Below are 24,319 nucleotides of genomic sequence, written 5' to 3'. Positions count from 1 at the left end.
TGAACCGTGGATGTTTCGTTGAACGTGTGGGTGCTGACCATTCTCGGTCTGTGCATCCTCATCGGCGCCGATTTCTTCATCGGCCGCAAACCGCACGACGTGTCGATCAAGGAAGCCGGCACCTGGACCGTCATCTGGATCGTCCTCGCCGCGCTCTTCGGTGTGGGCCTGATGTACTTCGGCAACGGCCAGGCCTCCCAGGAGTTCTTCGCCGGCTTCATCACCGAGAAGTCCCTGAGCGTCGACAACCTCTTCGTCTTCGTCCTGATCATGGCGAAGTTCTCGGTGCCCTCGCACCTCCAGCAGCGGGTCCTGCTCGTCGGCGTGCTGATCGCCCTGGTCCTGCGCGCGATCTTCATCGCCGCCGGCGCCGCGATCATCACCACCTTCTCCTGGGTCTTCTACCTCTTCGGCGCCTTCCTGATCTACACCGCCTGGAAGCTCATCCAGGAGGCCCGCGCGGGTGAGGAGGAGGACGAGTTCGAGGAGAACCGCCTCCTGAAGTCGATCGAGAAGAAGTTCGGCGTCGCCGACCGGTACCACGGCACCAAGCTGTTCATCACGAACAACGGCAAGCGGATCCTGACCCCGCTGATGGTGGTCATGCTCGCCATCGGTACCACCGACGTGCTGTTCGCCCTGGACTCGATCCCCGCGATCTTCGGCCTCACCCAGGACCCGTACATCGTCTTCACGGCCAACGCCTTCGCCCTGATGGGTCTGCGCCAGCTGTACTTCCTCATCGGCGGCCTGCTCAAGAAGCTGGTCCACCTCAGCTACGGCCTGTCCGTCATCCTCGGCTTCATCGGCGTCAAGCTGGTCCTCCACGCCCTGCACGAGTCCGGGGTCCACGTCCCGCAGATCTCCATCCCGGTCTCCCTCGGGGTCATCTGCGGTGTCCTCGTGATCACCACCATCACCAGCCTGATGGCCTCGAAGAAGCAGGCGGCCGCCGAGGCGACCGCCGTACCGGCCGCCCGCCGCGACGGCGAGCAGACCCCGGAGAGCATCGAGGCCTGACGCCGGCACGGCACGGAAGGCCCCGGCCCGGGGCTACACGGGGGCGGCCGCTTCGGGCGCCCCCGCTTCCGTGTTCGCGGCCCGTCGCACCAGCTCCGGGTTGGTCTCCGGCAGCAACGCGAAGCACACCAGGCTCACCAGCCCCATCCCGCCCAGGTAGGCCGCCACGCCCCACGGCGGACCGGAGCCGTCCGCCAGCGCCGTCGCCACGATCGGGGTCAGCGCACCGCCCAGTACCCCGCCCAGGTTGTAGCCGACGGCCGCGCCCGTGCAGCGGATCCGCGGGGCGTACAACTCCGGCAGGTACGCGCCGATCACCGCCAGCACCGTCCCGATGCACAGCAGCGCGCCGACCGCGCCCACCGCGATCGGCACCGCGTCCGCCGTCGCCAGCAGCGTCGCGAACGGGGCCATCCACAGGGCGCAGGCCGCACACCCGGCCAGGCACAGCGGGCGTCGGCCCCAGCGGTCGCCGAGGACCGCCGCCACCGGCGTCCACAGGGCCATGATCCCCACGCCGGTCATGATGCACACCAGCATCGTGGTGCGGTCCACGCCGAGGTGCTCGGTGCCGTACGCGAGGGACCAGGTGCTGACCCCGTAGAAGACCGCGTACGCGGCCGCCAGCGCCCCGCCGGTCAGCAGGATCAGCCGCCAGTGCCCGCGCACCACCTCCGACAGGGGGGCCTCGGCCCGCTGCCCGCTCTCGGCCAGCGCACGGAACTGCGGGGTCTCCTCTACGGAGTGGCGCAGCCACAGCCCCGCCAGGGCCAGCAGCCCCGCCGCCCAGAACGGCAGCCGCCAACCCCAAGCGGCGAACTGGGCGTCGGTCAGCGTCGCGGACAGTGCCAGGGTGATGCCGTTGGCCAGCAGGAAGCCCACCGACGGGCCCACCTGCGGGAAGCTCGACCACAGCCCGCGCCGCCCCTCGGGGGCGTGCTCGGCGGTGACCAGGACCGCCCCGCCCCACTCGCCGCCGAGGCCGAGGCCCTGGAGGAAGCGCAGCACGAGCAACAGCACCGGCGCGGCCAGCCCGATGGAGGCGTAGGTGGGCACGCAGCCGACCGCCACCGTCGCCAGGCCGGTCAGCAGCAGCGAGGCGAGCAGTACCGGACGCCGGCCGTACCGGTCGCCGACGTGCCCGAAGAGCGCCGAGCCCAGCGGGCGGGCGAGGAAGCCGACCCCGAACGTGCCGAAGGCGGCCAGGGTGCCGGCGAGCGGGGAGAAGGAGGGGAAGAAGAGCGGACCGAGGACCAGTGCCGCGGCCGTGCCGTACACGAAGAAGTCGTAGAACTCGATCGCGGTGCCGGCGAGCGCGGCCGACGCGAGGCGCAGCATCGAGGGGGATCGGGGGACGGGGGACGGGGACGGGGAAGGGGCCTGTTGCATGGTGCAGCAGTTACCCCTCCCCGCGCCCCCGGGACGTGCGTTCGGTCATCTTCGACCGGAACGAGTGCACGGGCCCGGAGGGATGACCGAGACCTACCAGCCGCGCTCGCGCCACTCGGCCAGATGCGGCCGCTCGGCACCGAGCGTGGTGTCGTTGCCGTGGCCCGGGTACACCCAGGTCTCGTCCGGAAGCTGCCCGAACAGCTTCTGCTCCACGTCGTCGATGAGGCTGGCGAAGGCCTTCGGGTCGTCGTGGGTGTTGCCGACGCCGCCGGGGAAGAGGCAGTCCCCGGTGAACACGTGCGCGTGCCCGTGCGGGTCGTCGTAGACCAGGGCGATCGAGCCGGGGGTGTGCCCGACCAGGTGCCGGGCGGTCAGTTCGACCCGGCCCACCCTGATCACGTCCCCGTCCTCGACGGGCACGTCGGTGGGTACCGGGATGCCCTCGGCATCGAGGGCGCCGGCGTACGTCCGCGCGCCGGTCGCGTCGACCACCTCCCTCAGGGCGCCCCAGTGGTCGCCGTGCTGGTGGGTGGTGACGACGGACGCGATGCCGCTGTCGCCGATCAGGGTCAGCAGCGTGTGGGGCTCGGCGGCCGCGTCGATCAGCAGCTGCTCGCCGGTGGCCCGGCACCGCAGCAGGTAGGCGTTGTTGTCCATGGGACCCACCGCGACCTTGGAGATCATCAGGTCCGCGAGTTCGTGTACGTCGGCGGGACCGCCGACCTTGACCGCTCCGGTGTACGTCATGTGCTGATCCTAGAGCGGCGGGAGGGCCGGGAGGGGGCCGCCGGAGGTGGTCAGGGAGGCGCCCTTGTCGCCGCGGCCGGCCAGCCAGGCCAGGAGCGCGGCGGCCGGGCCGGTGACGGTGACGGCCGGCTCCCCGGCCGCGCCCGTGCGCCACGTGCGGCCGTCGTCGGCGGCCAGGGCGGTGGGCGGCACCTCGGGACGCGCGGACCAGCGGTCGGCGAGGAAGTCGATCTCGCGGCCGGTGAACTCCTCCGGGAGGTCCTCCAGGCCGTAGCCGACGTTCAGGTCGACGTGGTGCAGCTCGACCTCGACGAGGCGCCGGAACGGCACGTTCGAGGCCAGGTCGGTGACACCGCCCCGGAGCTCGACGGTGCGGGACCAGTCCTGGTCGCCCGCGGTCTGCGCCATGAGGCGGTCGTGGCTGGCCTGCAGGTCGGCGAGCTGCTCCTGGAGCGGGCGGCCGGAGCCCTGCTCGATGTCCTTGTCGCGGGCGTCGGCGCTCTCGTACATGGGCCGCCCGGCGAGGACGTTGACGAGGGCGTCGGCGTTGCGGGAGAGGTGGGCGAGCACATGGCCGCGGGTCCAGCCCGGGAGGTGTGACTCCTCGGCCAGGGCGGCGTTGTCCAGTCGTGCGACCGCGGTCAGCAGCCGCTCCGTGGCTTCACGTACAACTTGCAGGTCGTGCACATGATCGGTCATGGAGCCGAGCGTAGTGGCCCGCGTCCCCGGCCACACGAACGGGTGAAGCAGTCGGCGGAGTGCCGTAAATCGAATGCGCGTGCTATACGCTCGGAAGTCCAGCTCGACTCCTCAGCTCGACTCCAATGCAGAGGCGCCCCCCATACCCTGGGACGGGGGCCCGTGCCCCCGCTCTCTCAAGAAAGGTGCGGACCGGCGTGACCGACCGACTCATCGTTCGTGGCGCTCGCGAGCACAACCTCAAGAACGTTTCGCTCGACCTGCCCCGCGACTCGCTCATCGTCTTCACGGGTCTGTCCGGGTCCGGCAAGTCTTCCCTGGCCTTCGACACGATCTTCGCCGAGGGCCAGCGCCGCTACGTCGAGTCGCTCTCGTCGTACGCCCGCCAGTTCCTGGGCCAGATGGACAAGCCCGACGTGGACTTCATCGAGGGCCTCTCTCCGGCGGTCTCGATCGACCAGAAGTCGACCTCGCGCAACCCGCGCTCGACGGTCGGCACCATCACCGAGGTCTACGACTACCTCCGTCTGCTCTTCGCGCGCATCGGCAAGCCCCACTGCCCCGAGTGCAGCCGCCCGATCTCACGGCAGTCCCCGCAGGCCATCGTCGACAAGGTGCTGGCGCTGCCCGAGGGCAGCCGCTTCCAGGTGCTCTCCCCGCTGGTGCGCGAGCGCAAGGGCGAGTTCGTCGACCTCTTCGCCGACCTGCAGACGAAGGGCTACAGCCGGGCCCGGGTGGACGGGACGACCGTCCAGCTCTCCGAGCCGCCGAAGCTCAAGAAGCAGGAGAAGCACACCATCGAGGTGGTCGTCGACCGCCTCACCGTGAAGGACAGCGCCAAGCGCCGGCTCACCGATTCCGTGGAGACCGCCCTCGGTCTCTCCGGCGGCATGGTGATCCTCGACTTCGTCGACCTCCCCGAGGACGACCCCGAGCGCGAGCGGATGTTCTCCGAGCACCTCTACTGCCCGTACGACGACCTGTCGTTCGAGGAGCTGGAGCCGCGCTCCTTCTCCTTCAACTCGCCCTTCGGCGCCTGCCCCGAGTGCACCGGCATCGGCACGCGCATGGAGGTGGACCCGGAGCTGATCGTCCCGGACGAGGAGAAGTCCCTCGACGAGGGCGCCGTCTCGCCGTGGTCGCTCGGCCACACCAAGGACTACTTCCAGCGGCTCATCGGCGCCCTCGCGGACGAGCTGGGATTCCGTACGGACATCCCGTGGGCCGGGCTGCCGCAGCGGGCCAGGAAGGCCCTGCTCTACGGGCACAAGACGCAGATCGAAGTCCGCTACCGCAACCGCTACGGGCGTGAGCGCGCGTACACGACGGCGTTCGAGGGAGCCGTGCCGTTCGTCCGGCGCCGGCATGCGGAGTCCGAGAGCGACGCGAGCCGCGAGCGCTTCGAGGGGTACATGCGCGAGGTGCCCTGCCCCACCTGCGAGGGAACCCGGCTCAAGCCGATCGTCCTCGCGGTGACGGTGATGGAGAGGTCCATCGCCGAGGTCGCCGCGATGTCGATCAGCGAGTGCGCGGAGTTCCTGGGCCGGCTCCGGCTCGACGCCCGCGACAAGAAGATCGCCGAGCGGGTCCTGAAGGAGGTCAACGAAAGGCTCCGGTTCCTCGTCGACGTGGGCCTGGACTACCTGTCGCTGAACCGGGCGGCCGGCACCCTGTCGGGCGGCGAGGCCCAGCGCATCCGGCTGGCCACCCAGATCGGCTCCGGTCTGGTCGGCGTGCTGTACGTGCTGGACGAGCCCTCCATCGGCCTCCACCAGCGCGACAACCACCGGCTGATCGAGACGCTCGTCCGGCTCCGCGACATGGGCAACACCCTGATCGTCGTCGAGCACGACGAGGACACCATCAAGACCGCCGACTGGGTCGTCGACATCGGCCCCGGCGCCGGTGAGCACGGCGGCAAGGTCGTGCACAGCGGCTCGCTCAAGGAGCTCCTGGACAACAACGCCTCCATGACCGGGCAGTACCTGTCCGGGAAGCGGTCCATCGCCGTGCCGGACGTGCGTCGGCCCGTCAACGGGAGCCGCAAGCTCACGGTCCACGGGGCCAAGGAGAACAACCTGCGGGACATCAACGTCTCCTTCCCGCTGGGCGTGCTCACGGCCGTCACCGGCGTCTCGGGCTCCGGCAAGTCGACGCTCGTCAACGACATCCTGTACACGCACCTGGCGCGCGAGCTGAACGGCGCCCGCTCGGTACCCGGCCGGCACACCCGCGTCGAGGGCGACGACCTCGTCGACAAGGTCGTGCACGTCGACCAGTCTCCGATCGGCCGCACCCCGCGGTCCAACCCGGCGACGTACACGGGCGTCTTCGACCACGTCCGCAAGCTGTTCGCGGAGACGATGGAGGCGAAGGTGCGCGGCTACCTGCCGGGCCGCTTCTCCTTCAACGTCAAGGGCGGCCGGTGCGAGAACTGCTCCGGCGACGGCACGATCAAGATCGAGATGAACTTCCTGCCGGACGTGTACGTCCCCTGCGAGGTCTGCCACGGCGACCGGTACAACCGGGAGACGCTGGAGGTCCACTACAAGGGCAAGTCCATCGCAGAGGTCCTCAACATGCCGATCGAGGAGGCGCTGGAGTTCTTCGAGGCGGTCCCGACGATCGCCCGGCACCTGAAGACGCTGACCGAGGTCGGCCTCGGCTACGTCCGGCTCGGCCAGTCCGCGCCGACACTGTCCGGCGGTGAGGCGCAGCGCGTGAAGCTGGCGTCGGAGCTGCAGAAGCGGTCGACGGGGCGAACGGTGTACGTCCTCGACGAGCCGACGACCGGCCTGCACTTCGAGGACATCTCGAAGCTGATCAAGGTGCTGTCGGGGCTGGTGGACAAGGGGAACTCGGTGATCGTCATCGAGCACAACCTGGACGTCATCAAGACCGCGGACTGGGTCATCGACATGGGCCCGGAAGGCGGCTACGGCGGCGGACTCGTCGTCGCCGAAGGCACCCCCGAGCAGGTGGCGTCCGTGGGCGACAGCCACACCGGCAAGTTCCTGCGGGACATCCTCGGCGCGGAGCGGATCTCCGACGCGGCCCCGGCCGCCGCCCCGGCGAAGAAGACCGCCGCCCGGAAGACCACCGCGGCCAAGAAGACCGCCGCCAAGAAGACCGCGGCCCGCGCCCGCACGGCGTAGCCGCAGCCGCAGCGGGGCTGCACAGCGCCGGCCGGTCCTGCTCCTGCCAGGGGACACCCCTCGGGCAGGAGCAGGGTCGTTGCGTGCACACCCTCCGGGCCGCCCCGGCGACGCTCAGCCGAGTTCGGCCGCGTACGGCGGCTCGGCTCCCGTCCGGGTACAGGTCAGTGCCGCCGCACGGGCGGCGTACGCCAGGACCTCCGGCCAGTCCACCGTGCCGCCGGGACCGCCGCCCGGGGCCGCCAGGCGGTGCAGCAGCGCCGCGCTGGCCGTGTCGCCCGCGCCGATCGTGTCCGCCACGGACACCGCCGGCGAGGGCACCGCGTACCGGGCGCCCTCCCGCGTCCACACGCTCATCCCCCGTGCCCCGCGCGTCAGCACCACCGCCGACGGGCCCGCCGCCAGCCAGTCCGCCACCCGCCCGCCGAGCCAGTCGGCGTCGTCCTCCGACAGCTTCAGCACCGACACCGACGGCAGCCAGCCCAGGAACCGGGCCCGGTACGCGGCCGGATCCGCTATCAGCGCCGGCCGCACGTTCGGGTCCAGCAGGGTCAGCAGCCCGCGCCCCGCCTCCCGGCGCAGCAGGGCCGCGTACGCGCTCGCGCCCGGCTCCAGCACCAGCGAGCAGGTGCCGAGCGCCAGTGCCCGGGCCCCCGGCGGCAGCGCCCCGGGCAGCCGGAACAGCCGGTCCGCGGTGCCCTCGACGTAGAAGCCGTACGCCGCCGACCCGTCCGGACCCAGCGAGGGCACGGCCAGCGTGGTGGGCTCCGGGCCGCGCTGCACCAGCGAGCAGTCCACCCCGGCCGCGCCCAGCCCCGCCAGCAGGCTCTCGCCGAAGCCGTCGGACGAGACCCGCGAGCAGAACGCGACCTCGGCGCCGAGCCGGCCGAGGGCCACGGCGGTGTTGTACGGGCCTCCGCCGGGCCGCGGCAGCAGCGCACCCGGCGGCTGCGCCACGGGCACGAGGTCGATCAGGGCTTCTCCACCGACGACGATCACGCGGGGAAGGTATCCCATCCCCCGCCGGTATCGTCAGATGGGCCCAAAACCCTCACGCCAGGAGAACCGCATGTCCGCGCCGCAGCCCGCCGCCCGCCGTACCGTGCTCAAGGGCGCCGCCGCGATCGTCGGGGCCGCCGGGGCCAGTGCGGCGCTCACCGCCTGCTCCACCGAGACCAACAGCGGCGCCGGCTCCCCGGCCGTCCCCACGGCCCCGGTGGAGCTGGGTGCCGCCTCCGAGGTGCCGGTCGGCGGCGCGAAGCTGTACCGGGAGCGGAAGCTCGTGGTCAGCTGCCCGGCGGAGGGCCAGTACAAGGCGTTCAGCGCCCAGTGCACGCACGCCGGCTGCGTCCTGGACAAGATCGTCGAGGGGCAGGGCAACTGCCCCTGCCACGGCAGCCGCTTCGATGTAGCCACCGGCAAGGTGCTGCGCGGGCCGGCCACCGACCCGCTGCCGGCGGTTCCGGTCCGGGCGGAGGGCGGCAAGCTGATCGCCGGCTGAGCGGGCCAGGCCCGGTCCCGGTGATCCCCCGGCTCCCGCGCCGCACCCCCAGCTCCCGTTCGGTCGGGCCCGGGCCCGGGGGAGTCGTGTCGGCTGCGGGCCGACCGTGGCCGTCCGCGCAGTTCCCGCGCCCCTGACGGTGCTGGTCCGGCCGGTTCGGTGCGGGCTGTCCGTGGTTGGTCGCGCCGTTCCCCGTGTCCCTGAGGGGCGCCATGCCCGCGGCGCGGGGAACTGCGCGCTCAGCCCGTACGGCCCGCAGCCGACGACCGGGCGAGGGGGGGACCCTCGGCGGCGCGGGGAACTGCGCGATCAGGGGCGGGTGGCCCGCACACGACCGGGCAGTGGGGGCACCTCCATCAGGGGCGCGGGGAACTGCGCGGACCGGGGCGCGGAGCGTGGGGGCGCGGGCGTTCGGGTTGTCGGTGGGCGCCAGTATGGTGGCGGCATGGCCGACCCTTCCAGCTACCGTCCCCAGCCGGGACAGATCCCGGATTCCCCGGGCGTCTACCGGTTCCGTGACGAGCACCGCCGCGTGATCTACGTCGGCAAGGCCAAGAGCCTGCGCCAGCGCCTGGCGAACTACTTCCAGGACGTCGCCGGGCTGCACCCGCGTACGGCGACCATGGTGACGACGGCCGCCTCCGTGGAGTGGACCGTGGTGTCCACCGAGGTCGAGGCGCTCCAGCTGGAGTACTCCTGGATCAAGGAGTACGACCCCCGGTTCAACGTGAAGTACCGGGACGACAAGAGCTACCCGTCCCTCGCCGTGACCATGAACGAGGAGTTCCCGCGGGTCCAGGTCATGCGCGGGCCCAAGAAGAAGGGCGTGCGGTACTTCGGGCCGTACGCGCACGCCTGGGCCATCCGCGAGACCGTTGACCTGATGCTCCGGGTGTTTCCCGTGCGGACCTGCTCGGCCGGGGTGTTCAAGCGCTCCGCGCAGATCGGCCGCCCCTGCCTGCTCGGCTACATCGGGAAGTGCTCCGCGCCCTGCGTCGGCCGGGTCAGTGCCGAGGAACACCGGGAACTGGCCGCGGACTTCTGCGACTTCATGGCCGGACGGACGGGGGCCTACCTCTCCCGCCTCGAAGCGCAGATGCACGAGGCCGCGGAGGAGACGGAGTACGAGAAGGCCGCCCGGCTGCGCGACGACATAGGGGCGCTGCGCCGCGCCATGGAGAAGAACGCGGTCGTCCTGGCGGACGCCACCGACGCCGATCTGATCGCGGTCGCCGAGGACGAGCTCGAAGCCGCAGTCCAGATCTTCCACGTGCGCGGCGGTCGGGTCCGCGGCCAGCGCGGCTGGGTCACCGACAGGGTCGAGGCCGTCGACACGGCCGGGCTCGTCGAGCACGCCCTCCAGCAGCTGTACGGGGAGGAGACCGGCGAGTCCGTACCCAAGGAGGTGCTGGTCCCGGCCCTGCCCGAGGACGGTGCCGCCCTCGGCGAATGGCTCGCCGCGCGGCGCGGCTCCCAGGTGAGCCTGCGCGTGCCGCAGCGCGGGGACAAGAAGGCCCTGATGGAGACCGTGCACCGCAACGCGGTGCAGGCCCTGGCCCTGCACAAGACCAAACGCGCCGCCGACCTGACCACCCGTTCCCGGGCGCTGGAGGAGATCGCCGCGGCCCTCGACCTCGACAGCGCCCCGCTGCGCATCGAGTGCTTCGACATCTCGCACCTCCAGGGCGAGGACGTCGTGGCGTCCATGGTCGTCTTCGAGGACGGGCTCGCCCGCAAGAGCGAGTACCGGCGCTTCCAGATCAAGTCCTTCGCGGGCCAGGACGACGTCCGCTCCATGCACGAGGTGGTCTCCCGCCGCTTCCGCCGCTACCTCCAGGAGAAGCTGAAGACCGGCGAGTGGTCCCCCGAAGAGGAGGACGGCGACGGCCAGCAGAAGCAGGCGCCGGACGACGGGCGGCCCAAGCGCTTCGCCTACCCGCCGCAGCTCGTCGTGGTCGACGGCGGCCAGCCCCAAGTGGCGGCCGCCCGGCGGGCCCTGGAGGAACTCGGGATCGACGACGTCGCCGTGTGCGGGCTGGCCAAGCGGCTGGAGGAGGTCTGGCTGCCCGGCGAGGACGACCCGGTCGTCCTGCCCCGCACCAGCGAGGGCCTGTACCTGCTCCAGCGGGTGCGTGACGAAGCCCACCGCTTCGCCATCCAGTACCAGCGCAGCAAGCGCGGCAAACGGCTCAAGGCGGGGCCGCTGGACGAGGTACCCGGGCTCGGCGACACGCGCAAGCAGGCCCTGATCAAGCACTTCGGTTCGGTGAAGAAGCTCCGGCAGGCGACAATCGACCAGATCTGCGAGGTCCCGGGCATAGGACGCAAGACGGCCGAGACCGTGGCCGCGGCCCTCGCCCTGGCGACCCCTGCCGCTCCTGCCGTCAACACGGCGACAGGAGAGATCATTGAGGATGAGACCACCGCGCCAGCGGTGGGGGTACCGCCCAGCGGTGGCTGGGGTACGTCGTCCGAACGGGGGACCGACCGATGACCGAGCACGAGACCGAGTACGACCGAGACGGAGCACAGGTGAGTACGGGCACGACACCAGAGCCCGGCGAGAGCGCCGAGGCCGCCATCCCCGAGCTGGTGATCATCTCCGGGATGTCCGGGGCCGGCCGCAGCACCGCGGCGAAGTGCCTGGAGGACCTCGGCTGGTTCGTCGTGGACAACCTTCCGCCGGCGCTGATCCCCACGATGGTGGAGCTCGGTGCCCGCTCGCAGGGCAACGTGGCCCGGATCGCCGTCGTCGTCGACGTCCGCGGCCGCCAGTTCTTCGACGCCCTGCGCGAGTCCCTCGCCGATCTGGAGCTGCGCGGGGTCACCCGGCGCATCGTGTTCCTGGAGTCCTCCGACGAGGCCCTGGTGCGCCGGTTCGAGTCGGTCCGCCGCCCGCACCCCCTCCAGGGCGACGGCCGCATCGTCGACGGCATCGCCGCCGAGCGCGACCTGCTGCGCGAGCTGCGCGGCGACGCCGACCTGGTGATCGACACCTCCAGCCTGAACGTGCACGAGCTGCGCGCCAAGATGGACGCCCAGTTCGCCGGAGACGAGGAGCCCGAGCTGCGGGCCACCGTCATGTCCTTCGGCTACAAGTACGGCCTGCCCGTCGACGCCGACCTCGTCGTTGACTGCCGCTTCATCCCGAACCCGCACTGGGTGCCCGAGCTGCGCCCCTTCACCGGCCTCAACCCGGAGGTGTCGGGCTACGTCTTCAGCCAGCCGGGTTCCAAGGAGTTCCTGGACCGCTACACGGAGCTGCTCCAGCTCATCGCCGCCGGCTACCGCCGCGAGGGCAAGCGGTACGTGACCATCGCCGTCGGCTGCACCGGCGGCAAGCACCGCAGCGTCGCCATGTCCGAGAAGCTCGCCGCCCGCCTCGCCTCCGAAGGGGTCGAGACCGTCGTGGTCCACCGGGACATGGGGCGCGAGTGACCGGACGTACCCTGAGGCTGCGCCGCCTGCGCCGTCTCACCTCGGGGCGGGGCGAGGACATCGCCGGCCGCACCGCGCCGCGCCGCGGCGCGGCCTCCAAGGGGGCCGCCCCCAAGGTCGTCGCCCTCGGCGGCGGCATGGGGCTGTCGGCCTCCCTGGCCGCCCTGCGCCGGATCACCGGCGAGCTCACGGCCGTGGTCACCGTCGCCGACGACGGCGGATCCAGCGGCCGGCTGCGCGAGGAGCTCGGCGTACTCCCGCCCGGCGACCTCCGCAAGGCCCTGGCTGCCCTGTGCGGCGACGACGACTGGGGCCAGACGTGGGCCCGCGTGATCCAGCACCGCTTCCAGTCGGCGGGCGCCCTCCACGAGCACGCGGTGGGCAACCTGCTGATCGTGGCCCTGTGGGAGCAGCTCGGCGACCCCGTCCAGGCCCTGGACCTGGTCGGCAGGCTGTTGGGCGCCCAGGGCCGGGTGCTGCCGATGTCGGCGGTGCCGCTGGAGCTCCAGGCCATGGTCAGGGGCCACGACCCGGGGCGTCCCGCGGACGTCGACACCGTCCGCGGGCAGGCCACCGTGGCCACCACCCCCGGCGAGGTGCTGTCCGTGCACGTCGTGCCCAGCGACCCGCCGGCCGTGCCCGAGGCGGTCGCCGCCGTCCTGGACGCGGACTGGGTGGTGCTGGGCCCGGGATCCTGGTTCTCGTCCGTGATCCCCCACCTGCTGGTGCCGGAGCTGCTCGACGCGCTGATGGAGACCAAGGCCCGGCGGGTCCTCTCGCTGAACCTGGCTCCGCAGCCCGGCGAAACAGAGGGCTTCTCTCCGCAGCGTCATTTGGAGGTTTTGGCCCGACACGCCCCTAAACTCGCCCTGGACGTGGTGCTGGCCGACCAGGCCGCCGTGCCCGACCGCGAGTCCCTCGCCGATGCCGCGCAGCGCTTCGGCGCCGCGGTCGAGCTGGCGCCGGTGGCCAGGGAGGACGGCTCCCCGAAGCACGACCCGGAGCTGCTCGCCGCCGCGTACGACCGTATTTTTCGGATGCATGGAAGGATCGGCCCATGGCGATGACGCCAGCGGTGAAGGATGAGATCTCCCGGCTCCCCGTCACCCGGACCTGCTGCAGGAAGGCGGAGGTCTCGGCGATCCTTCGGTTCGCGGGCGGGCTGCACCTGGTGAGCGGCCGGATCGTCATCGAGGCGGAGCTGGACACCGGGATCGCCGCGCGGCGCCTCCGCAAGGACATCCTGGAGATCTTCGGCCACTCGTCGGACCTGGTGGTCATGGCCCCGGGCGGCCTGCGCCGCGGCAGCCGGTACGTCGTGCGGGTCGTGGCCGGCGGCGACCAGCTGGCCCGCCAGACGGGCCTCGTGGACGGCCGCGGCCGTCCCATCCGGGGTCTGCCCCCGCAGGTGGTCTCCGGGGCCACCTGTGACGCCGAGGCGGCCTGGCGCGGCGCCTTCCTGGCCCACGGTTCGCTCACCGAGCCGGGCCGGTCCTCCTCCTTGGAGGTGACCTGCCCCGGCCCCGAGGCGGCGCTCGCCCTGGTGGGCGCCGCCCGCCGGCTCTCCATCGCCGCCAAGGCGCGTGAGGTGCGCGGCGTGGACCGGGTCGTGGTCCGCGACGGCGACGCGATCGGCGCCCTGCTGACCCGCCTCGGCGCCCACGAGTCGGTCCTGGCCTGGGAGGAGCGGCGGATGCGCCGCGAGGTCCGCGCCACCGCGAACCGCCTCGCCAACTTCGACGACGCCAACCTGCGCCGTTCGGCCCGGGCCGCCGTGGCCGCCGGAGCCCGCGTCCAGCGCGCCCTGGAGATCCTCGGCGAGGAGGTCCCCGAGCACCTCGCCGCCGCCGGACGGCTGCGCATGGAGCACAAGCAGGCCTCCCTGGAGGAGCTCGGCGCGCTCGCCGATCCGCCGCTGACCAAGGACGCGGTAGCCGGCCGGATCCGGCGCCTGCTGGCGATGGCCGACAAGCGGGCCCAGGACCTCGGGATCCCGGGCACCGAGTCGAACCTCAGCGAGGAGATGGCCGACAACATGGCCGGCTGAGCGGCCGCGGCGGCGCCGCCTGCGGTTCGGCATCCCTGCTGCCCGTACGCCGCGCGGCAGGGGCCCGCACGTCGCAGACCGCGTGACGTGCCGGCCCCTGCCGCGCGGCGGCTCAATCCCACGAGGCCCCATTGACATGAACATGGGCTCTCGTGAGCCTGTCGTGCACACGCTTTCGCTTTCGTGGCTGACGACGCCCAGGGGGGCACATGAGGCACCTCACGAGATCGATCCTCGCCGCCGGCGCACTCCTGTTAGGAACCACCCTGGCCGCCCTCCCGGCGGCCCAGGCGCGCCCCGCGGCAGACACCGCACCGGGCGCCGACACCGGCACCGACGACCTACGCGTCTACGAGGCCGACGTCACCAAGGAGCAGATCCCGCTCGTCCTCGCCGCCGGCCAGGACGCGCACGAGCTCACCGAGCGCGCCCCGCAGACGGGCACCGCCCGCGTCGAGCTCGTCCTGACCCCCGCCCAGGCCGGGCAGCTCTCCGCACGCGGAATCCGCCTCGCCGAGCGGCGGGTCGGGGAGTCGGCCCGCGCCCAGGCCTCCGGCGACGGGGTGTTCCGCCCGTACAGCGGCAAGGGCGGGCTGCAGGAGGAGATCCTCAAGACGGCCCAGGACCACCCGGCCCTCACCAAGGTGGTCTCCATCGGCAAGACCGTCCAGGGCAAGGACATCCTCGCGCTGAAGGTCACCAAGGACGCGGCCCGGACCGCCGACGGCCGGAAGCCGGCCGTGCTCTACATGTCCAACCAGCACGCCCGTGAGTGGATCACCCCCGAGATGACCCGGCGGCTGATGCACCACACCCTCGACACCTACGGCAAGGACCCGCGGATCACCGCACTGGTGGACTCCACCGAGCTGTGGTTCCTGCTCTCCGCCAACCCCGACGGGTACGACTACACCCACGCCCCCGACGGCAAGCGGCTGTGGCGCAAGAACCTCCACGACAACAACGGCGACGGAAAGATCACCACCGGGGACGGCGTCGACCTCAACCGGAACTTCGCCTACAAGTGGGGCTACGACAACGAGGGTTCCTCGCCGGTCCCGTCGAGCGAGACCTACCGCGGCCCGCGGGCGTCCTCCGAGCCCGAGACCGTCGCGCTCGACCGCTTCCAAAAGCGCATCGGCTTCCGGTACGCGATCAATTACCACTCCGCCGCCGAGCTGCTCCTCTACGGCGTGGGCTGGCAGGTGGCCACCGGCACCCCGGACGACGTGGCCTACGCGGCGCTGGCCGGCACCCCGGAGAACCCGGCCGTCCCCGGCTACCACCCGCAGCTGTCGTCGGAGCTCTACACCACCAACGGCGAGGCCGACGGCCACGCCTCCAACGTCAACGGCATCATGATGTTCACGCCGGAGATGACCACCTGTCAGACGGCCTCCGCCAGTGACCCGAACGACCGCTGGCGGCCCGAGGACTGCCGCTCCGGCTTCACCTTCCCGGACGACGAGAAGCTGGTCCAGGCCGAGTTCGCGAAGAACATCCCCTTCGCCCTCGCCGTCGCCGAGAGCGCAGCCCGCCCCGACCGCCCGAAGTCCCCGGTGGGCCTGACCGCCGCCGACTTCACCCTCGACCCCTTCACCACCTCCTACGCGGCCCGCGGCCAGGACCAGGCGGTCTCCGTCACGGCCCGCAAGGCGCTGAAGGACAAGCGGCTCAAGTACCGCATCAACGGGGGCCGTACGCACGACGACGGTCTGCGCGCCTGGAAGGGCGGGTCCGTCTACGGAGGCGAGGACAACAACTGGTTCGACCAGTACCGGGCGGAGGTGGAGGGCACCCGGCCCGGCGACCGCGTCGAGGTCTGGTTCACCGGCCGCGACGAGTCCGGTCGGCAGGTCTCCAGCGAGCACTTCACGTACACGGTCGCGCAGCGGCCGCGCGCCGACGTCCTGGTGATCGCCGAAGAGGGCGCCACGGCCCGGCACGCGCAGACCTACGTCGACGCCCTGCGCGCCGCCGGACGGCCCGCGGCCGTCTGGGACGTGGCCGAGCGCGGCGCCCCGCACCGCCTCGGTGTCCTCTCCCACTTCCGCACCGCCGTCCACTACACCGGGGCGGCGTCACCCGGCGGCCCCACCCAGCTCGCCGTGCGCGACTTCCTCAACGAGGGGGGCCGACTGATCGAGGCCGGCGAGCTGGCGGGCGGCAGGGCCCGCGTCGGGCCCGCCCTGACCGACGACTTCAGCCAGTACTGGCTCGGCGCCTACGGTCGCGCCGGAGCGAGCGGCGCCACTGGCTTCACCGGCGCAGGAGCCCTGGCCGGCGCCCACGGGGCCGTCGGCGACGCGGCGGGCAACCCGCTCGACACCCCCGGGGCGTACACCGTGACCTCCGAGGCCCTGCCCCCGGCACAGTTCCCGCAGTTCAAGAGTGCACAGGGCGGCAGCTACGCCGGGGTCGTGAACCCCTACGCCCCGTACGCGGGCACGGGGATGGCCGCGGCCGCCCACGCCGACGACGACTGGAAGCGGCTGACCCGCACCATCGACCTCACCAAGGTCGCCGCGGCCGACAAGCCGCAGCTCAAGGCCGCCCTCCACTGGAACACCGAGCCCGGCTACGACCACGCGGTCCTGGAGGCCCGTACCGCAGGCGGGGACGACTGGACCACGCTGCCCGAGGCCGGCGGCCTCACCCGCTCCCAGGTACCGGCGGAGTGCGCGGCCGGGTTCTTCTTGGGCGGCCATCCGTTCCTGGGCCACTACCTGACCCTCGGCAGCAACGGCTGCACCCCGCAGGGCAGCAGCGGCGCGTGGCACAGCTTCACCGGTTCGTCCGACGGCTGGAAGCAGGTCTCCTTCGACCTGAGCGCCTACGCGGGCAAGACGGTCGAGCTCTCCTTCTCGTACGTCACCGACGGCAGCGAGGGCGGCCGGGGGGTCTTCCTCGACACAGCGCGCCTCTCCCTCGGCTCAGTGGACCAGACCACTGACGGTTTCGAGGGCTCCCTGGGAGCCTGGACGGTGCAGCCCGGACCGACCGGAAGCCCCGCGGTTCCGGGCGACTGGTCCCTTTCCGGAGAGCTGTTCAAGTCCTACGCGTCGGTCACCACCCGTAACACCGTCCTGCTCGGATTCGGTCTGGAACACCTGCCGACGGCCCGGGACCGTGCCGTACTCGTCGGTAAGGCGCTCCGCTCGCTGCACCACTGATCGAAGGCCCGGCCGCTGCTCACCCTGCGTCACTGGGGTCGGGGCCCCGGAGGTCCCGCACCGCCTTTCCGGTGCGGGCCTCCGGGGTGTGTCAGCCCCTGGACGATGTCACTCGCAAGCTCACGGAGAGGTAGGGTCGTAAGCGGTCGGGGACATCCCATTACAGCTCGCCGGCGCACAGACCGGCGCACCAACGAGGAGATCGGTTCGTGACGATCCGCGTAGGAATCAACGGTTTTGGCCGCATTGGCCGCAACTACTTCCGAGCTCTCCTGGAGCAGGGGGCGGACATCGAGATCGTCGGTGTCAACGACCTGACGGACAACGCCACCCTGGTGCACCTCCTCAAGTACGACAGCATCCTCGGCCGCCTCCAGCAGGAGGTCACGCACACCGAGGACACCATCACGGTCGGCGGCAACACCTTCAAGACCTTCGCCGAGCGTGACCCCGCGAAGCTCCCCTGGGGTGAGCTGGGCGCCGACATCGTCATCGAGTCGACCGGCATCTTCACCAAGAAGGCCGACGCCGCCAAGCACATCGCCGCGGGCGCGAAGAAGGTCCTCATCTCGGCTCCGGCCAAGGACGAGGACATCACCATCGTGATGGGCGTCAACCAGGACAAGTACGACGCGGCCAACCACCACGTCATCTCCAACGCCTCCTGCACCACCAACTGCGTGGCGCCGATGGCCAAGGTCCTCGACGAGAACTTCGGCATCGTCAAGGGCATGATGACCACGGTCCACGCGTACACGAACGACCAGCGCATCCTGGACTTCCCGCACTCGGACCTGCGCCGCGCCCGTGCCGCCGCCGAGAACATCATCCCGACCTCCACCGGTGCCGCCAAGGCCACCGCCCTGGTCCTCCCGCAGCTCAAGGGCAAGCTGGACGGCATCGCCATGCGCGTCCCGGTCCCCACCGGCTCGGTCACCGACCTCGTCATCGAGCTGGACCGCGAGACGACCAAGGAAGAGATCAACACCGCCTTCCAGAAGGCCGCCGAGGGCCAGCTGAAGGGCATCCTGGACTACACCGAGGACCCGATCGTCTCCTCCGACATCGTGAACTGGCCCGCCTCCTGCACGTTCGACTCCTCCCTGACGATGGTCCAGGGCAAGCAGGTCAAGGTCGTCGGCTGGTACGACAACGAGTGGGGCTACTCCAACCGCCTCGTCGACCTCACCGTCTACGTCGGCGGTCAGCTCTAAGGTTCGTCGGGCACCAAAGCCAAACACGATGATGTGAGCACAGGGTCCGCGCAGCGCGATGAAGCGTTGTACGGGCCCTGTTGCTTGCCTGTCCCACCCACCCCGCACCGGCACCGCCCGTGCCGGGGGACAAGGAGTAGAAACAGATGAAGACGATCGACGAACTCCTCGCCGAGGGCGTCTCCGGCAAGAGGGTCTTCGTGCGCGCGGACCTCAACGTGCCGCTCGCCGGTGACCGGATCACCGACGACGGTCGCATCCGCGCCGTCCAGCCGACCATCGCGAAGCTCGCCGAGGCCGGCGCCCGCGTGGTCGTCGCCTCGCACCTGGGCCGCCCGAAGGGCGCTCCGGACCCGGCCTTCTCCCTCGCCCCGGCCGCCGAGCGGCTCGGCGAACTGCTCGGCGCCGAGGTGGCCTTCGCCACCGACACCGTCGGCGCCTCCGCGCAGGAGACCGTCGCGAAGCTCGCCGACGGCCAGGTCGCGGTCCTGGAGAACCTGCGCTTCAACCCCGGCGAGACGTCCAAGGACGACGCCGAGCGCGGCGCCTTCGCCGACCAGCTCGCCGAGCTGGCCGACCTCTACGTCGGCGACGGCTTCGGTGCCGTACACCGCAAGCACGCCTCGGTCTTCGACCTGCCCGCGCGCCTCCCGCACGCGGCCGGTTCCCTGATCGCCACCGAGGTCGGCGTCCTGAAGAAGCTGACCGCCGAGGTCAACCGCCCCTACGTCGTCGTCCTGGGCGGCGCCAAGGTCTCCGACAAGCTCGCCGTCATCGACGAGCTGCTCGGCAAGGCCGACCGCCTCCTGATCGGCGGCGGCATGGCGTACACCTTCCTGCACGCCAAGGGCTACGAGGTCGGCATCTCCCTGCTCCAGAAGGACCAGGTGGAGAAGGTCAAGGAGTACATGGCGCGGGCCGAGGCCAACGGCGTCGAGCTGCTCCTGCCGGTGGACGTCCTCGCCTCCGCGGACTTCCCCGACATCAAGGGCGGAACCCCCGCCGACTACATCACCGTCGACGCGGACAAGATCCCCGCCGACAAGGAGGGCCTGGACATCGGCCCCAGGACCCGCGAGCTGTACGCTTCGAAGATCGCCGACGCCGAGACCGTCTTCTGGAACGGCCCGGTGGGCGTCTTCGAGCACCCCGACTACGCCGGCGGCACCCGCGCGATCGCGCAGGCCCTCGTCGACAGCCCCGCGTTCACCGTCGTCGGCGGCGGTGACTCCGCCGCGGCCGTGCGTACGCTCGGCTTCGACGAGAACGCTTTCGGCCACATCTCTACCGGTGGCGGCGCCTCCCTCGAGTACCTCGAGGGCAAGACGCTCCCCGGCATCGCTGCACTGGAGGTCTGACCCCGCATGACCACGCGCATCCCGCTGATGGCGGGCAACTGGAAGATGAACCTCAACCACCTCGAGGCCATCGCCCACGCCCAGAAGCTCTCCTTCGGCCTCACCGACAAGGACTACGACGCCGTCGAGGTCGCCGTCCTGGTGCCCTTCACCGACCTGCGCTCGGTCCAGACGCTGGTCGAGGGCGACAAGCTGAAGATCAAGTACGGCGCCCAGGACGTCTCTGCGCAGGACTCCGGCGCCTACACCGGCGAGATCTCCGGCCCGATGCTCTCGAAGCTGAAGTGCACGTACGTGGCCGTCGGCCACAGCGAGCGCCGCCAGTACCACGGCGAGACCGACGAGCTCTGCAACGCCAAGGTCAAGGCCGCCTTCCGCAACGGCCTCACCCCGATCCTGTGCGTCGGCGAGGGCCTCGACGTCCGCAAGGCCGGTAACCAGGTCGCCCACACCCTCGCCCAGGTCGACGGCGGTCTGAAGGACGTCCCGGCCGACCAGGCCGAGACCATCGTGATCGCCTACGAGCCCGTCTGGGCCATCGGCACCGGCGAGGTCGCCACCCCCGAGGACGCCCAGGAGGTCTGCGGGGCCATCCGCGCCCGCCTCGCCGAGCTGTACTCCCAGGAGCTGGCCGACAAGGTCCGCATCCAGTACGGCGGCTCGGTCAAGGCCGGCAACATCGCGGCGATCATGGCCCAGCCGGACGTGGACGGCGCCCTGGTCGGCGGCGCGGCCCTCGACGCGGACGAGTTCGTCAAGATCGTCCGTTTCCGGGACCAGTAGTCCGCGGCGGGTCCGCACGCAGGCCGGACGCTCGCGGCAGCGAGTAGGCGGCAGGGCGGATCCGTCGTACCCTTGCGGGGGCCAGGGGGCTGAACCAAGCAGCCACTGGCCCCCGCGCACGCCCAGCCCAGCCGGAAGCCAGAGAAGCCAGAAAGTAGGAATCAGCCGTGGTTATGGGGTTCTCGATTGCCCTGATCGTCTTCAGCGCCCTGCTGATGCTGCTGGTGCTGATGCACAAGGGCAAGGGCGGCGGCCTCTCGGACATGTTCGGCGGCGGCATGCAGTCGTCGGTCGGCGGCTCCTCGGTCGCCGAGCGCAACCTCGACCGCATCACCATCGTGGTGGGTCTGCTGTGGTTCGCCTGCATCGTGGTGCTCGGCCTGCTCACCAAGTCGGCGGTCTGACCCGTCCGGGCAGCCATCGGTTCTCGCCATTCGGCCCGTCCGGCCGGACCCGCCCCGCCTATCATGAGGACGGCGTCCACAGCCTGGAGTGAGTAACTCCATTTGCTGGACGTCCGTTGGGCCTTACGTAGACTGGGGCGCCCGCGGCGGAAACCACTCACGCCTCGCGGCACCATCACGCAGGGAGTTACGACCGTGGCAAGTGGCAACGCGATCCGTGGTAGCCGGGTCGGGGCGGGGCCGATGGGCGAGGCCGAGCGCGGCGAGTCCGCGCCCCGCCTGCGCATCTCGTTCTGGTGCTCGAACGGGCACGAGACGCAGCCCAGCTTCGCCAGCGACGCGCAGGTCCCGGACACCTGGGACTGCCCGCGCTGCGGGTTCCCGGCCGGACAGGACCGGGACAACCCCCCGGCGCCGCCCCGCACCGAGCCCTACAAGACGCACCTGGCGTACGTACGGGAGCGGCGTACGGACGCCGACGGCGAGGCGATCCTCGCGGAGGCGCTCGCCAAACTCCGCGGCGAGATCTGACGAACGCGCGGTGACGATGTGACAGGGGCCCGGCCCGCAGGAGTGTTCTCCCGCGGGCCGGGCCCCTTCGCGTGCGGTTGGCCCTCTTCCGATCCCTTAAGTTGGTGATCGGCGGGGCACGACAGGACGGAAGAAACGGGTTGATGTCCGAAATGAACGCAGACAGCCGTGTGAGGCTCAACCGGACCCCCGAGTGGCTAGCCCTCGGCAAGCACCGGGAAGAGCTGGGGCAGACGCACCTGCGCGAGCTGTTCGAGGCCGCGCCGGGCCGGGGCACGGACTACACGCTGCGGGTCGGGGACCTGCACATCGACTACTCCAAGCACCTCGTGACGGACGAGACGCTGGCGCTGCTGCGCGAGCTGGCGGACGCGACCGGCGTGGCCGGGCTGCGGGAGGCCATGTTCCGCGGCGAGAAGATCAACACCACCGAGGACCGCGCCGTCCTGCACACCGCGCTGCGCGCCGCCCCCGACGCGGTCATCGAGGTGGACGGCGAGAACGTCGTCCCCGGCGTGCACGCCGTCCTCGACAAGATGGCCGCCTTCAGCGACCGGATCCGCTCGGGGGAGTGGACCGGCTCCACCGGCGAGCGCATCACCAACGTCGTCAACATCGGCATCGGCGGCTCCGACCTGGGCCCGGCCATGGCCTACGACGCGCTGCGCGCCTTCACCGACCGCGACCTGACCGTGCGCTTCGTCTCCAACGTGGACGGCGCCGACCTGCACGAGGCGGTACGCGACCTCGACCCGGCGCGCACCCTGTTCATCATCGCCTCCAAGACCTTCACCACGATCGAGACCATCACCAACGCCGAATCGGCGCGCGCCTGGCTGCTCGACGGTCTCGGCGGCGACCGGGGCGCCGTGGCACGGCACTTCGTCGCGCTGTCCACCAACGCCGAGAAGGTGTCGGACTTCGGCATCGATCCGGCCAACATGTTCGAGTTCTGGGACTGGGTCGGTGGCCGCTACTCCTTCGACTCGGCCATCGGCCTCTCCCTGATGATCGCGATCGGCCCCGACCGCTTCCGCGAACTCCTGGGCGGCTTCCGGCTGATGGACGAGCACTTCCGCACGGCGCCCGCCGAGGAGAACGCACCGCTGCTGCTCGGCCTCCTCGGGATCTGGTACGGCGCCTTCCACGACGCCCAGTCGCACGCCGTCCTGCCCTACAGCCACTACCTGTCCCGGTTCACCGCGTACCTCCAGCAGCTCGACATGGAGTCCAACGGCAAGTCCGTGGACCGCGACGGCCGCCCCGTGGACTGGCAGACCGGCCCGGTCGTGTGGGGCACGCCCGGCACCAACGGGCAGCACGCCTACTACCAGTTGATCCACCAGGGCACGAAGGTGATCCCGGCGGACTTCATCGGCTTCGCCCGCCCCGTGGCCGAGCTGTCCCCGGCCCTGGCGGCCCAACACGACCTGCTCATGGCGAACTTCTTCGCGCAGACGCAGGCCCTGGCCTTCGGCAAGACTGCGGACGAGGTCCGCGCCGAGGGCGTGCCGGAGCCCCTCGTCCCGCACAAGACCTTCCGCGGCAACCACCCGACGACGACGATCCTGGCCGCCGAGCTCACCCCCTCGGTGCTCGGCCAGCTGATCGCCCTCTACGAGCACAAGGTGTTCGTCCAGGGCGCCGTCTGGAACATCGACTCCTTCGACCAGTGGGGCGTGGAGCTCGGCAAGGTCCTCGCCAAGCGGGTGGAGCCGGCGCTGACCGAGGGCGCCGACGTCCCGGGCCTCGACGCCTCGACCCGGGGCCTGGTGGCCGCTTACCGCTCGCTGCGCGGCCGTTCCTGACCCTGCGCGGCCGTCCGGCCCCGGCACGCGCCAAGGGCCCGCCCCCCGCCGGTGTTCCTGCCGGGGAGGGCGGGCCCCGCGCGTACTACGGGGGCCGGGACGAGGGCCGGGCCCGGGTCGGACAAGGTCCGGGCCGGGTCCGGTTCTGACCCTGTGTCAGGTCAGGCCGCGGCCGGCGGGTACAGGCCCGGCGGGAGCTTCGCCGCCGCGGCCCGGTCGAGCAGCCACAGGGTGCGCGAGCGCCCGTACGCGGCGGCCGCCGGGGCCTGGAGCTCACCGGCCCCGCCGAGCGCGATGGCCACCGCCCCCGCCTTGTCCTCGCCGGCCGCCAGCAGCCACACCTCACGGGCCGCGCGGATGGCCGGCAGGGTCAGCGAGACCCGGGTCGGCGGCGGCTTCGGCGCGCCGTGGACGCCGACGACCGTGCGCTCGGTCTCCCGCGCCGCCGGGTGCTCCGGGAACAGCGAGGCCACGTGCGTGTCCGGGCCGACGCCCAGCATCAGCACGTCGAAGCGGGGCACCGGACCGTGGTCCTCCGGGCTCGCCGCCCGGCGCAGCTCCTCCGCGTACGCCGCGGCCGCCGCGTCCACGTCATGGCCGTACGGGCCGTCAGAGGCCGGCATCACGTGGACCCGCGCCGGGTCCACCGGGACCGCGTCGAGCAGCGCCCCGCGGGCCTGGACGTGGTTGCGCTCGGGGTCGTCGGCCGGGACGTACCGCTCGTCGCCCCACCACAGGTCGAGGCGGGACCAGTCCACCGCGTCCCGGGCCGGGGCCGCCGCCAGGGCCGCGAGCAGCCCGTTGCCGTTGCGGCCGCCCGTGAGGACCACCGAGGCGCTGCCGCGGGCCGCCTGCGCGTCCACGATCTTCGTGATGAGCCGGGCGGCCGCGGCCTGGGCCATCAGCTCCTTGTCCCGGTGGACGACGACCTGGGGAGTCGTCATACCCATGTTGTTGCCGCCTTCTGGTGGTCTGGGGGGGAAGAGGCGGGTGCGGCGGCCGGGGGGATTCTGGCTGCCCATCCGTGGCCGGAACGGCGCGTGGGGCGC

Annotated in this window: 19 protein-coding genes; 14 read left to right on the top strand and 5 right to left on the bottom strand. The window is 71.6% G+C overall.

The features are described from left to right. Positions 1-6 precede the first annotated feature (6 nt). Positions 7-1,020 (top strand): TerC family protein, encoded by a 1,014-nt coding sequence (locus ACFV7Q_RS14465; RefSeq protein WP_385428262.1) that lies wholly within the window; start codon positions 7-9, stop codon positions 1,018-1,020. A gap of 33 nt (positions 1,021-1,053) precedes the next feature. On the opposite strand, the gene ACFV7Q_RS14460 is transcribed toward ACFV7Q_RS14465, so the two are convergent. From ACFV7Q_RS14460 to ACFV7Q_RS14450, 3 genes are all read right to left on the bottom strand, one after another. Continuing rightward, on the bottom strand, positions 1,054-2,358 hold the full coding sequence (locus ACFV7Q_RS14460) for an MFS transporter (RefSeq protein WP_385428260.1): 1,305 nt from the start codon (positions 2,356-2,358) through the stop codon (positions 1,054-1,056). A gap of 144 nt (positions 2,359-2,502) precedes the next feature. After that, entirely contained in the window at positions 2,503-3,159 is a 657-nt protein-coding gene (locus ACFV7Q_RS14455) for an MBL fold metallo-hydrolase (protein WP_385428258.1), read from the bottom strand. A gap of 9 nt (positions 3,160-3,168) precedes the next feature. Next, positions 3,169-3,858 (bottom strand): maleylpyruvate isomerase family mycothiol-dependent enzyme, encoded by a 690-nt coding sequence (locus ACFV7Q_RS14450; protein WP_385428257.1) that lies wholly within the window; start codon positions 3,856-3,858, stop codon positions 3,169-3,171. A 197-nt stretch (positions 3,859-4,055) separates the two neighbouring features. On the opposite strand from ACFV7Q_RS14450, the gene uvrA reads away from it, so the two are divergent. Then, complete coding sequence (uvrA, locus tag ACFV7Q_RS14445; protein WP_385428256.1) at positions 4,056-7,013, top strand: excinuclease ABC subunit UvrA; 2,958 nt, start codon at positions 4,056-4,058, stop codon at positions 7,011-7,013. Between the two features lie 114 nt (positions 7,014-7,127). Here uvrA and ACFV7Q_RS14440 read toward each other — a convergent pair whose 3' ends face one another. Further along, on the bottom strand, positions 7,128-8,012 hold the full coding sequence (locus ACFV7Q_RS14440) for a carbohydrate kinase (RefSeq protein WP_385428320.1): 885 nt from the start codon (positions 8,010-8,012) through the stop codon (positions 7,128-7,130). Between the two features lie 70 nt (positions 8,013-8,082). Between ACFV7Q_RS14440 and ACFV7Q_RS14435 the strand changes: the two genes are divergently transcribed. The 12 genes from ACFV7Q_RS14435 to pgi all read left to right on the top strand — a co-directional run bounded on the left by ACFV7Q_RS14435 (position 8,083) and on the right by pgi (position 23,270). Beyond that, complete coding sequence (locus ACFV7Q_RS14435) at positions 8,083-8,514, top strand: Rieske (2Fe-2S) protein (protein WP_385428255.1); 432 nt, start codon at positions 8,083-8,085, stop codon at positions 8,512-8,514. 445 nt (positions 8,515-8,959) lie between these two features. Then, positions 8,960-11,008, top strand: a complete 2,049-nt coding sequence (gene uvrC, locus ACFV7Q_RS14430) for an excinuclease ABC subunit UvrC (RefSeq protein WP_385428253.1) — start codon at positions 8,960-8,962, stop codon at positions 11,006-11,008. Beyond that, a complete protein-coding gene (gene rapZ, locus ACFV7Q_RS14425; RefSeq protein WP_385428251.1) occupies positions 11,005-11,952 on the top strand; it encodes an RNase adapter RapZ in 948 nt (315 codons plus the stop codon). The genes uvrC and rapZ overlap by 4 nt, the downstream gene beginning before the upstream one ends. After that, positions 11,949-13,019: a uridine diphosphate-N-acetylglucosamine-binding protein YvcK gene (gene yvcK / locus ACFV7Q_RS14420; protein ID WP_385428249.1), complete on the top strand. Its 1,071-nt coding sequence runs from the start codon at positions 11,949-11,951 to the stop codon at positions 13,017-13,019. The genes rapZ and yvcK overlap by 4 nt, the downstream gene beginning before the upstream one ends. Next, positions 13,010-13,999 carry a DNA-binding protein WhiA gene (gene whiA, locus ACFV7Q_RS14415; protein ID WP_361902175.1) on the top strand — a complete coding sequence of 330 codons (990 nt, stop codon included), beginning with the start codon at positions 13,010-13,012 and terminating at the stop codon, positions 13,997-13,999. Before yvcK ends, whiA begins: the two co-directional genes overlap by 10 nt. Before the next feature lie 209 nt (positions 14,000-14,208). Continuing rightward, entirely contained in the window at positions 14,209-17,172 is a 2,964-nt protein-coding gene (locus tag ACFV7Q_RS14410; RefSeq protein ID WP_385428246.1) for a M14 family zinc carboxypeptidase, read from the top strand. A 209-nt stretch (positions 17,173-17,381) separates the two neighbouring features. Beyond that, positions 17,382-18,386, top strand: coding sequence for a type I glyceraldehyde-3-phosphate dehydrogenase (gap, locus tag ACFV7Q_RS14405; RefSeq protein ID WP_385428243.1), 1,005 nt, complete (start codon positions 17,382-17,384; stop codon positions 18,384-18,386). Between the two features lie 146 nt (positions 18,387-18,532). Next, complete coding sequence (locus ACFV7Q_RS14400) at positions 18,533-19,744, top strand: phosphoglycerate kinase (protein ID WP_385428241.1); 1,212 nt, start codon at positions 18,533-18,535, stop codon at positions 19,742-19,744. Positions 19,745-19,750: 6 nt separating this feature from the next. Beyond that, entirely contained in the window at positions 19,751-20,527 is a 777-nt protein-coding gene (gene tpiA / locus ACFV7Q_RS14395) for a triose-phosphate isomerase (protein WP_385428239.1), read from the top strand. A gap of 173 nt (positions 20,528-20,700) precedes the next feature. Next, the gene (gene secG / locus ACFV7Q_RS14390) at positions 20,701-20,931 is read left to right on the top strand and encodes a preprotein translocase subunit SecG (protein WP_385428237.1); all 231 of its coding nucleotides are present in this window, start codon (positions 20,701-20,703) and stop codon (positions 20,929-20,931) included. Positions 20,932-21,126: 195 nt separating this feature from the next. Beyond that, positions 21,127-21,462: an RNA polymerase-binding protein RbpA gene (locus tag ACFV7Q_RS14385; protein WP_007263454.1), complete on the top strand. Its 336-nt coding sequence runs from the start codon at positions 21,127-21,129 to the stop codon at positions 21,460-21,462. Between the two features lie 152 nt (positions 21,463-21,614). Next, a complete protein-coding gene (gene pgi / locus ACFV7Q_RS14380) occupies positions 21,615-23,270 on the top strand; it encodes a glucose-6-phosphate isomerase (protein WP_385428319.1) in 1,656 nt (551 codons plus the stop codon). A gap of 161 nt (positions 23,271-23,431) precedes the next feature. Here the strand turns inward: pgi and pgl are convergent, their stop codons facing one another. Next, the gene (pgl, locus tag ACFV7Q_RS14375; protein WP_385428234.1) at positions 23,432-24,214 is read right to left on the bottom strand and encodes a 6-phosphogluconolactonase; all 783 of its coding nucleotides are present in this window, start codon (positions 24,212-24,214) and stop codon (positions 23,432-23,434) included. Positions 24,215-24,319: the final 105 nt, after the last annotated feature.

Source organism: Streptomyces sp. NPDC059851 (genome assembly GCF_042732005.1).
Taxonomy (GTDB): Bacteria; Actinomycetota; Actinomycetes; order Streptomycetales; family Streptomycetaceae; genus Streptomyces.
This window is presented reverse-complemented; position numbering and strand designations above follow the sequence as displayed.